This window comes from Eubacterium sp. 1001713B170207_170306_E7 (genome assembly GCF_015547515.1).
Lineage (GTDB): Bacteria > Bacillota > Clostridia > Eubacteriales > Eubacteriaceae > Eubacterium.
The window spans coordinates 15,653-27,314 of record NZ_JADMVE010000012.1 but is presented as its reverse complement, the minus strand read 5'-3'; the positions used below and the strand labels follow the sequence as shown (position 1 = coordinate 27,314).

Annotated in this window: 6 protein-coding genes and 2 riboswitches; all 6 genes read right to left on the bottom strand. The window is 47.4% G+C overall.

The window, feature by feature from the left end:
* Nucleotides 1-14: 14 nt before the first annotated feature.
* Nucleotides 15-3,137 carry a dockerin type I repeat-containing protein gene (locus I2B62_RS19715; RefSeq protein ID WP_195270739.1) on the bottom strand — a complete coding sequence of 1,041 codons (3,123 nt, stop codon included), beginning with the start codon at nt 3,135-3,137 and terminating at the stop codon, nt 15-17.
* Between the two features lie 123 nt (nt 3,138-3,260).
* Entirely contained in the window at nt 3,261-6,752 is a 3,492-nt protein-coding gene (locus tag I2B62_RS19710) for an FIVAR domain-containing protein (RefSeq protein WP_195270738.1), read from the bottom strand.
* Nucleotides 6,753-6,823: 71 nt separating this feature from the next.
* Complete coding sequence (locus I2B62_RS19705) at nt 6,824-7,612, bottom strand: hypothetical protein (protein WP_195270737.1); 789 nt, start codon at nt 7,610-7,612, stop codon at nt 6,824-6,826.
* A gap of 313 nt (nt 7,613-7,925) precedes the next feature.
* Nucleotides 7,926-8,567, bottom strand: coding sequence for a CpXC domain-containing protein (locus tag I2B62_RS19700; RefSeq protein ID WP_195270736.1), 642 nt, complete (start codon nt 8,565-8,567; stop codon nt 7,926-7,928).
* Nucleotides 8,568-9,210: 643 nt separating this feature from the next.
* A complete protein-coding gene (locus I2B62_RS19695; RefSeq protein WP_195270735.1) occupies nt 9,211-9,891 on the bottom strand; it encodes a TetR/AcrR family transcriptional regulator in 681 nt (226 codons plus the stop codon).
* A gap of 112 nt (nt 9,892-10,003) precedes the next feature.
* A riboswitch (cobalamin riboswitch) is annotated at nt 10,004-10,166 on the bottom strand.
* Nucleotides 10,167-10,202: 36 nt separating this feature from the next.
* Nucleotides 10,203-11,048 (bottom strand): leucine-rich repeat domain-containing protein, encoded by an 846-nt coding sequence (locus tag I2B62_RS19690; protein ID WP_195270734.1) that lies wholly within the window; start codon nt 11,046-11,048, stop codon nt 10,203-10,205.
* 419 nt (nt 11,049-11,467) lie between these two features.
* Nucleotides 11,468-11,597, top strand: a riboswitch (cobalamin riboswitch).
* Nucleotides 11,598-11,662 lie beyond the last annotated feature (65 nt).

Here is an 11,662-nt window from a genome sequence, read left to right as displayed (position 1 = left end):
TTTCTCCTTAATTTTTATTTAAACGATGCTTTTCCATTGACAACTTTTTGAATCATCAAAGCGTCACGGGCTGTAATCTCACCATCAGCAACGACATCCGCTGCTTTTTTCTGCGTTTCTGTCAAGTTTACTTTTCCATTAACGGCGCGCATTACCATTAGAGCATCACGGGCTGTTACCTCGCCGTCACCATTGGCGTCACCAAGAATAAAGCTCATTTCCAGCGCGTCCATGGTATTCTTCAGGCTGGCGTAAGCAGTCAGGCATTCCGCGTCGGTGGCGTCTGGCTTGGTATATACAGCGCTGGCGCTGTCCCGGGCCTCCTTAAAGGGCTTCCAGGTTTCTTCGGTATAGCCGGTTTCCTTTAGCGCGTTGGCTTTTTCCAGCTGCGTCTGGAGCAGGGCTTTCCCCTGGCCGTTGACAGCGTTCGTCAATTTCTTGACATCCTCCTGGTTCATGCTGGCCTTCTTGCCGTCGCTCAGTGCCTGGTAAGCGCTCCACACAGCGCCCACGGCTTCTTGATCATTGGTGTCCATGCTGTCAATAAGGTTTTTGACATAAGCGGTTCCCTTAACGTCACGGCAGTCGTAGATACCGGTTTTTTCTTCTTCGGCGCGTTTTAAGGCAGTGACGCCGCGGATGATCTGTTCCGGGCCAATGCCGGATGTCAGCGATATGTCTCCTACCTTATTTTCAAAATCAACCCGATTGATAATGTTGTCGTAAACGGTAACCTTACCCACCACAAATCTCGGATCAAAAGCATTGATCCCTGCCATCCCCAGGCAAATATTTGTCTGGGCGTTCGTCCAGGCATTCTGGAGATCTGCATGGCCGTAATCCGGATCCGTGAATTGCAGTAAAAAGCTACCCCAGAAACTGCCGAGATAAGTCTGGCTTCTCTGAAAACGCGGTAGAATCTCATTGTCTACCCGTACTTTCACATCATAATATTCGTCACCCGGCTGTGCATTTGGATCATAATACTGGAACATCGGCTGAATGCTCATCGACCACATATCGTTCACGTCATTGGCATCCGAGGCTTGTATAACACCGGTCGCGTCTGTTTTTTGTTCCGCCATGGCGTGGATTACCTTTGAGAGTTCATAACCGTTATCATTTGAAAAATCATAGCACCCATAGGCCAGAGCACGGGTTGGCGTTGCCATATAAGCCTTATTGTCATCATATAAATTTTCATCGGTAATAATATCGATCAAATCATACCCCGCGACATTACGCGGATCATACCCCATCGCTGTAATCAGCATCACATCCTTGGAGGTATCGGTTGTGATGAATCCACTGGTAACTCCAGTATCACGGTAGCCTTCATATTTTTTCAGAATAATATTTTTATAGTATTCATCATAAAAACTTTCGTCCACAATCGAAGATCCTGACCGGATCAGGTCAAACACCATATAAGGGTCATAGCTCTTTTCGGCACTTGGGCCCTCTGACCCAAAAAATTTCTCATCCAGAAGAAGAATGTCGCAGGCCTCAGTTACCTTCTGGCTCAGCTCTGCCTTGCGCTCCTCTGTCAAAACTGCCGGATCGGTTTTGATGCTTAAGGATCCCCAGGCCTTGAGCGCCTTATAACCATTCTTTTTATCCTGGTTCGAGAGATAACCGGTTCTGTTGTAGAGGTTTGTCGGCAAAAGATAGTCTACTTCCTCATTATTATCATAGCTTATCCGGATGGCGTCGGCATTTTTAAAACGGGCGATTCCCTCTGCGTGGTCTCCTAAAACGCCGACATATTCCGCTCCATTTTTTACAGCATCCTCATACTCGACCTTAAGATTGTAGGGGGCGCCCTCCACGTTCTTTATGGCAATACCGCTGACATTGGTGCGGATAACGGGCATCTTTCCGCCGGACAGGTCAAGCTTATCGTAATTCAGCACAACTGGCTCCAGCTGAACCTCCAGTTCAAGCACAACGCGGTTTTTCAGCTTTGTATTTTCCCGGTTGAGGGTGGGGTAGCTTTTTCCCTCTTCGATTGTCCATACCTTATCAAAATCCCAGTTTTTAAAGGTCCCTTTCTTTTTCATCGCGGCCGTCCGCTCACCGGTTCCCGCAGAACTTATTTTATCAAGCCCCAGAATGCTGCTGTCATAGTAGCAGTCAGTATTTTCACGATAGGGGTTAAAGGGTGTTGTTTGTGAACTATCACTCCCTATTCCCGATAAAGCACCGGCGTAATAACAGTTTTTATTTTTGGAAGGGGATAGAAGGCTAAAACTGAATGCGTCATAGCTATTGAGGTTTTTATAGTTCACCCTGGACCAGCAGTCCTCCGACAGCGCTTCTTCCGCCTTCCAGACGCTGCTGAGGTAACCGCCGCCACTGGCAGCCGCAACCATTCCTACGGATGTCCACTCTGTGGTTTTATCCATACTGAGTGAAACCTCACCCTCGGCGCTGCAGCGCGTAACATAAGCGCCAAGGGTTCCATTGGCCAGGATGCCGATGGATCTGCTCATTTTGTTATCCGGAGGTCGAACGATGTTCAATGAGCCGGCTGCCTCGCTGATTCTTTGATCAACCACCATGTGCAGATTTCCGATCTGCGCATTCGGCCCTAGGACGTCAAACAAACCCGATGTGCTGTCTGTGTAGTTTTTAATGGTATGGCCCATACCATTAAAGGTTCCGTCAAATACATAGACATACTCTGTCGTATCCATTGTGCTGGTGCTGCCATCGCTGTACAGGCGGTGGACCGGATAGGGCGTTAAACCTCCAGCGTCAATATCATTGGTCATAATAACCGTAGTATTGCTGTAATCCACATGCTTTGCCAGATCCATCCTCAGGGTATTAAGGTCATTGACATTGCCTACCAGATAATTGCCTGCTTCATCCTGGGTCAGCGAGGGCTCTCCTCCTCGGTAGATTACATCAATGACCTCAGGGTCGTAAGGTCCATCGGGCCTTTCCTCTGTTGTTCCGGCATTCTCTGTCGCCTCGGTCTGTCTGCTGCTTGCTGCGTAAGTATCTCCGACTTTATCCAGCTGGTGAAGTCCTTCGGGCATTTCCTCTGCCAAAGCAGACAGCGGCAGGCTTCCCGCCAGCAGCAGAAGCACCAGAAAAAGCCCCAGCACACGCTTCCATTTTTTTAGTTTCATATTTTTTATCCTTATTTTATATATTTTTACTGCATACTATTTCTATTTACGCCTAAGGCTCTCCCTTTTGGGGAGAGCCTGTTGTGACCTGATAGAAAATCCAGTGCTTTCTAAAAGTCGAGGTTATTTAGTTGTTTTTCTGCGGTAAACCAGGAAGACTGCCAGCCCGGCTGCTGCCAGCAGCGCGGCCGCTGCGGGAACAGCGCCCAAGCTGTCGGCTGTGATGCCTGTGCTGACGCCTGCGCCTGTACCGCTGCCCTGGGCTGTGCCGCTGCCATTCTGGCTGCTGCCTCCGCCGGTGCCGTTACCGTTTGAGCCGCTGTTTCCATTCGGGTTGTCGGCGCTGGCGTTCTTAAAGCCAACGACGCCAAAATCGGAAAAGCTGCCCGCTGTAAAGGTAAGGGTATGGCTTGCTGCATCATAAACTGCGTCGAAATACTCGATGCTGCCGTCTTCCTTTTCATGGTAAACCTTGTAGCTGTCATAGCCCCAGGCGGCTTCCGGCAATGCGATGGTGATTTTCACGCTTTCGCCCGTACCCAGCTGGTAATCTCCCAGGTTGATGTCGAAAAGCGCCAGCAGCTCAGCATCCTGGTAATCTTTACGGATGTTTTTCTGCGCTGCTTCGGTTTTCTGTTCATCCTGTTTTGTGATGTTCAGCTCTGCGTTGTCTGGAATTTCAGCGGTGACCTGATAGCCCTCCGCTTCAGCCTTTTCAACTTTGATCAGGCCCGCCAGGGCTTTGTTCAAGCCTTCCAGAGCCTTATCCACTTCCTGCTGGGCCGCGTCGCCGTTATCCAGAACTGTCCTGGCTTCTGCCAGGGCTGTCTGCAGCGGCGCGTAAGTGGCCTGGGTATAAATCCCACTGTCCTTGGCATCTGCCGTGTCACAGGCCTCGGTTAGGGCTGCTTTGTCGGCTGCCTTGACCAGCGCGTCCATAGCGGCCACCAGTTTTTCGGTCTGGGTGTTGACCGCTGTCTGATCCGCGTTATCGCGGTCCAGGGCTTTGGCCTCGGCCAGGGCTGCCTGGAGGGCCGTCCAGGTGCTGGTGGTGTAGTCCTCGGCCTTCAGGGCTTCGGCCGATTTAACGGCTTCGTCCAGGGCTTTGGGATCACCCTTTTTCACCAGCTGTTCCATGGCGTCTGCCAGCTTCTGCACGGCGGCGTTCACATCGGCCTGCGGGGTGTTTTCCGGATCCTGCTCGATGGCTTTGGCTTCTGCCAGAGCCGCTGCCACATCGGCTGCTTCCCAGGAATCCTTCGTATAATCTGTTTCCTTTAAAGCTTCGGCTGCCTGGATGGCTTCATTCAGGCCTGCGAAGCTTGTTTTTTCGATGAGCCTGCTCTGGGCCAGCTCTAAGCCTTCCCTGGCCGCGTCCACGGCTGTCTGGGTGGCGTTGTTCTGATCCACTGCTCTGGCGTTTGCCAGCGCTTCGGCAAAAGCCGACCAGCTTGCGCTGGTGTAGTCTGCTTCCTTTAGCTTATCCGCTTCGGCGATGGCGCTGTTCAGCGCAGTGCTGTCGGCTTTTTTGACCAGAGCTGCCTGGGCGTCGGTTAATGCTTTTGCCGCTCCGGCAACTGCCTGGGTGGTCGTATTGGTTTCCTCAATGCCCTTTGCAGTATCCAAAGCTGTTTTAAAGGCCGTCCAGCTATTGGTGGTGTAGGCTTCCTTCTGCGCTTCTAGATCCGCGGCGTTCTTTAACGCGGCCTGCAGGGCTTCCCAGTCTGTCTTTAACACCAGTTTGGCGGTAGCCGCTTCAAGGGCTTTGGTAGCCCCATCAACCTTTTCCTGATCATCGACCGGTGTATTTGTCTGATCGAACTGATTGGCTGCATCCAGCGCTTTTTTCTGGGCTTCCCAGGTAGCGGCCGTGTAGTCCTCTTCATCCTGCATTCCGGCGTCTACGATGGCTGCTCTCATGGCGGTAAAATCCGCGTTTTTGACCAGCCAGGTATAGGCCTCCGCCAGATCGTCCGCCGCATCGTCAAGCTTGGCCTGATCCGACTTTGGCGTGTCTTTAGGTTTTAATAAATTATAAACCTTAAAAACAGGCTCGTATTTTTCCCAGCTGTCGCTTGTATAGATATAGTCCCGGTTTGTTATACTAAGCGCTTTATCCTTCACCGAATAATATTTTGTGGTATCTGCGTTCTCAGTCAGGTTTTTCTGCGCTTCAGACAGAAGGCCTGCCGCATCGCTAATCTCTTTTGCGCTGGCCTTGCTTTTATCCGCGCTCATTTTCTGGGCGGATTCCAGGGCCTGGTCAAAGGCTTTCTGGCTGCTGGAGGTGTAAACAATGGTGTCGGAGACTGTCTCTGCATTCTTCAGCGCCTGTTCCAATGCCTCTACTGCTGTTTTCCACTCGCCCTGCGGCACAAGGCTGTCCATGGCGCTTTGCAGCGCTGCGGTCTGAATATACTCGGTATCCTTTAGCACCGGCTCTGCGGTCAATGCCTTTTCCGCATTCGCAATGGCATCCTGAAGCGTTTGGAAGCTTGCCGGCGTATATTTACTATCGTCATTCTTAATTTCTTTCGCTTTCGCGATGAGCGCCTTGAGCGCCGTAAAGTCCTGAGAGGTTCCCGCGAACTGTACCAATGCCGGGTACTGGCCTTCTTTCACAGTCCATACACTGGTATCCCAGCCGGTATAGGTTTCGGCTGTTTTCAGCTCTGCTGTTGTCTTGGCCCCGGTATTTGCACCGGCAATATCCTCAGTCGCCTTGACAAGGTCGCTGTTATAGTAGCTCTCCTGGGCGTTCGAAGATGTCCCATAAACATGGCAGCGGTCCGACCCCTCGGTAACCGTAATTTTTGAAAGTGACAGACAGTTCACTGCGTAAGCCCTGCCTGAGCGGTCTATCGCTAAGCCTGCTAACTCTGGCGCTTCCTCCCACTCTTCATAAGAGCCCTTGTTGTCAATCGTCATTTCTACCATCGACATACAATTTTTCATAACAGGTTTCTTAACGCCACTGCCTAAGTCCCCTAAAAAAGTCCCACAATAAAAGTAAGGCTCCTCATCCTGGGGCACCTTCAGATCAATGGAGCCAGAGACCACACAGTTTTCAATGGAATAGCCGCCGTTCGAGTTGGTGTTATTGGCAAAGGCGCCATAGAAAAAATTATTTCTTCCATCCATATAGGCGGCATTGGGTATGTCCACATTAATGTTTAAATGCAGATTCTTTATGACTGTATCTACCAAACTGCCACTCTTATCTTTTCCAGCAGAAAAATGACTTCCGAAAAGCCCGTACTCTGTTTCACTAAAACCTGTAATGGTATGTCCCTGGCCGTCAAAACTCAGCGTCCAGGCTGTACCGCTGCTATATTCTCCAAGGTCAAACCCATTGAGATCGATGTCCTTCATTAACAAAACACTCTGTCCCGGCTTTACTTTGCCGGACTTTACGTATTCACGCAGGGCTTTTAAATCTTCGGGTGTGCTGATTTTAATCTGCTCATCTTCTTTGTTGAAGGTATTCTGGATTTCGCTGGTATCCTTTAAACCCTCTGCCTTAACAGTACTGGCGGAAAGAAAACCAAATCCCATGCAAAACACCAACAGCAAAGCCAGTAAATTCAATCCAATTCTTGTTGCTTTTTTTTCCATAGCTCCTCTTTCTGTAAACAAAGCAAAGAGAGAAAACTTATTTCTCTCTTTGCTTCTGTTTCACAAGCTGCTTACTGAGCGTTGGCCGCGTCTCTGATCGACTGGGTTAAATCAACACGCTGTACGATATCCTTGGAGATAACCGCTGTGTCATTCCAGTTGAAGGAACCGTCAGGGTTTAAGGACTGTGGTACATAGCTGTCAGAAATGCCAATGTCTGCGCCGCCGCTTAAGGAGTATTCAAAACGGATAACCGCTTTGTCACCATAACCCTTGCTGGTATCCGCTACCTTATCATCTACTGAGTAATAATATGGTGAAACTTTTGGAGCCGACTCATTATTGACCGTGAACATCCATCCGCCGGTGCCCGCATATTCAGCTGTGCTTAAGGAATTCTTTGCGCCTGCATTAACATTGCTGAACATTACGCCAACATTGCTGGTGGTGGCAAAACCTTTACTAATATATTCAGCTTGACTAATGGAAGCTGGTTTCTTTAACCCTGCTTTATTAAAGCCTGTCAAAAAGCTGCCGGAAGCGCCCCAGCTGCCAGAAATAACATTGTCTGCGCCGCAAGCTGTTTTCAATACATCCAGTACAGTCTGGTCTGCTGGTGCTACACCCGTTGCAGTCTGTACCTGAGCTGCGGTTACCTTGGTCGGTCCGTAGATCACGCCATAGTTGCTGCTGCCCTTAATGGTGCCCAGCAGATTTTGGTCCACCTGTACATAATAAGTGTTTGTTGAAGCGTCTGCTGCCTGTACTTCCGCTGCGAATGTCGGAGCTGCAAATCCTACCATCATTGCTGCTGAACCTAAAAGTGCTAAACCTCTTTTTGCTGATTTTGCAAATGCCATAATTAAAATCTCCTTTAAAATTTATTTTTTTGTTTTTGAATCGGGCTTTTCTTAAAGGGATTGCCCAAGGGCCGTAAATGAGATATAATTATGAAGTCTATAGGAAATATCAGACTTCATGGGACCGTTTGGAAATTAGGCCTTCCAGCGGTCCTTTTTCCTGCCCTTTTAACGGCGGGCAGGTGCCTCCTTCACACTTTTACCTTCTTCGATAAAGCTCACTCCTTTCCCATTCTCACAGCATAATATTTTTGAAATATTACCATCTATCTTTCTGCTGTGCTCCACTATGGAGCAAGCATTGTAAACCTTGCTACGCCAGCGCTTCCGCCCAGGCTTTATCAATCACGTACTCGCCCTCTTTTTCCTTAAAGCAGGGCACCAGCCTCGGCGAATTGGCCAGGGCTTTGTAGTCGGCAAAGGGAGTATCGATAAAAATCTGCTTTCCAGCGTTGTTGATCGCCCCGAACACCACTTTTTTCTTCTGAAACTCAAAACTGCCAAACAGCACCTTGTCAATGGCGATGGGCGAGTTTTCAGCCCTCAGCTTTGCGGATACGTCCTCGTATATCTTATGATCCAGATAGGTGATGATCTTATCATTCAGGTTGGACTCAAAAATATGAATCTTTTCCAGAAGGTCCATCACATCCTTCACAATGCGGAGCCGGTAATTGGGAAACATCTCCAGAACCTCCTCCGCTGCCGCCGCTGTATCAACACCGCCCATATCCAGGATCACCATGTATTCTTTTTCCATGTCCTGATATTTTAACGAATAGGGCTCTGAAAAAATCGCACCGCACGCTGGACAGGTGTGCCTGAACAGCTCTGTCTTAATGAGCTTTGCCTTCAGCTCCTCATCCAGACTGGCGTTTATGGTTTCATATCCTTTAACCTCAAAGGCTTCGCGGCACTTCGGACACTCGATGGTAATGGTTTTTGTTTTGGCCATGATATGGCCTCCTCTCTGTTCCTTCTCAAAAATTTTGTATACAAAAAGGGGCTCCTATCATAGAAATCCAATTCAAATAAACCATACGCCACCAAAACCATTGCTGTTTTGATCGGTACAATATTTTTGATTATGAATATCTGTGATAGAAGCCCCAGAATAGCCGTAGAGCGTCTATGTTTTCGATGAATAACCCTAGTGACGAGGATTACTTACATCAAGACTGTAACAAACAGGTTTCCGACTCGTCTTTACCAGTGGTTTCCGGCAAGCATCACGATAGCGGCTCTGTACTAGGATTCACACCTACTTCCCTCAGGCGTCTTGAGAAACTCTCAAAAACACCCTAGCTGCATATAACCAGAATGATTATCATGCGGCAATTCATTACAGTTGTTATTAAATTATGCAAACGAGTCGTTCTTTAAAGAATAGCTGCAATTGATACAATTTGTTGTCATCTCGTTTACAAGCCTTATTCTAGCATTATAATTTATTTTTTGCAACCTCTATTTTTGATTTTTTTTAAATACAGTTGCTAAAAGTACCATTTTCCGGGCTGTTTCAGCGTTTTTTATTTTTAAAGATCTTCGCTGGAGGGTGCGATTCGCAATTAAGGAACTATTACTTTTTTACCCTCATCTTATAATATCTGGGGCAGTGTATTCCGATAAGCACCGAGAAAAACAAAGCCGTCTTTCATGCTGTTTTTTAACGTATCATTATCAACATCGAGGAGCCGGAACATGTGGTACACGATTGATTTTACCAGCTTTTTAGCCTTGAAGGGCAGCTCTCGCTCGTAGTATCGGATGAAAATTTCTTTTTGGGCGCCGTAAAAAGCCAGTGTATAGGCCTCCATGTCTTCCTCGGTATAGGTTTTATTAAAATACTCTAAAGCGGATCGGCTGAACAGCTTTAAAACCATCAGGCGCTTTATTTTATTGCAGTCCCGAAGTGTGATTTCGTAATAGAATTTCATGACATGAGGGTCTTCCACAATGCCGGTGTAAAAAAGAATCATGGCCGTACAGTACTTAACATACTGCAGCTTTGCCTTATCTGAGTTTTCGCCCACAAAATCATAGAGCCGCATAAAATAGGTGTTGATGATCTCGTCGACAATGTCCTCTTTTCGGTTAAAGTAATAGGTCAGGGTGCCGAGGCCCACCTGGGCGTTGGCAGCTATGTCTGTCATTCCGGTATTGTTATAGCCGCGGGTATAAAACAGCTCCTTGGCCTGGTGCAGGATGTTTTCATGGGTCTGTTTCCCCTTTTTGGTCCGTTCCTTTTTTCCTTCCGGTGCTTCCAGATTTATCGCCATAGCGGTTCTCTCCTTTTTTGCTTCGCAATTAAAAAACCTCCTCGGATTCAGAGAAGGAAAACAGCGGCCGTCTAAGGAGGGCTCTGGAATTGTCTTGTCACTCTAAATCGGAGTTTAAAACATATCTCTGTGCTGGTCTTCTGGCTTTACAATATCATCCACATCCCCTTCCCGCCGCACTGGCAGTGGTTTCCGGACTGGCTTTTTGTATTACAGCTGCGATTACAGCAAGGGTCTCCCACCCTTTTCCCATTACACAGGATAAAATCTTTATTTAATTGTTTTCATCATAGCTTTTCAAATGCTTTTTGTCAAGAATTACATCGAAAATCCGGCTGGATATAGTGGACCTTATAATCGTACTGCCTGCAATAGACGTCTATTTTGGAGCCCTCGTAGCAATATACGGTCACATCGTTCCGGTTAAAGATCCACTCGCCCACTTCATCGGGATCGTGCCTTATCTCAACCTTCTTGAGGTTGGGGCAGCCATGAAACGCCCATTTTCCAATGGTCTTAACGTTTTTGGGCAGCTTAAGGGCTGTGAGCTTCTTGCATTTCAAAAATCCGGATTCTTCAATAACTTCCAGGCTCTCGGGCAGCTCCAGCTGCTGAAAGCTGCAATTCACAAAGGCTTCTTTACCGATATATTTTAGATTTTGCGAAAACCGGATGGATTCCAGGCTTTTGCACATGTAAAAGGTTCTGAAGGGCAGTCTTTCGATGGTATCTGGCAGCTCGATGCGCGCCAGCTTATCACAGTTGTAAAAAGCATTCTCGCCGATCCGGGCAAGCCTGTCCGGCAGGGTGATGCTTTCCAGGCCGCGGCAGAATTTAAAGGTGCGGTCCTTGATGGACTGGACGCCCCCGGGTATTTCAAGCGACTGTATTCGGCGGCACTCCATAAAGGCGGCCTCTCCCAAAAGCTTCAGGCTTGAGGGCAGACTGACGGCGGAAAGCATGGTGCATCCCTCGAAGGCATGACCGCATATCTCCTTCACGGATTCTGCGATTCTAACCTCCTTCAGCTTTGTCAGGTTTTTAAACGCGTTTACGCCAATCCGTTCAAAGCCTTCCGGAATATTGACACGTTTGATATTTGTCTTTGGCAGGTCTTTTTTTGAAAAAGCCTCGATACGTTTTGCGCTCTCACTCATCTGTTTCCTCCAAAATTTCTTCTTCTGACTGGACTTTCAGCCGCATTGCTCTTATCCTTGCGGCAGGAACTTTTCATAAGTCAAAACAATAAAACTTCCGAAATGTTTCTTTTATTTCCATATAATGGTTTTATTCTTCAAACGGCTGTTTTGTTTCTTATATTTATTTTAACGCATTAATTATATATAAAAAGTTTTGAAAGTCAATTTCAGAACCTATTGTAGTTTATTTTTACGATTTTGTCAAATAATCAAAAAGCATTTAAGATTATCCATATTTTTTTCTTATACTCTTAACTTGAACGCTCAAAATACATATAGGGGGTATGTGTATAATTATTTCTGCTCTTTTTTAAAAAAATTCAACTTTTCTTATTGACATTATGGAACAAGGTGCTATAATTAAAAGCGTAGCCGGTACACCGGCGCACTTTAATGGTTTCCATCACAAACGATGGTTAAAGCATAATTGGGTGTAAATCCCAAACGGTCCCGCCACTGTGAGACGCAAGTCAAGTCAGGATGCTGATCATTAAAACTGCAATACATTTGGTTACGAGGAGATAACTGAGTGTCAGGACGAAATTATAAGGTTTTAGGATTCGTTATTTCGT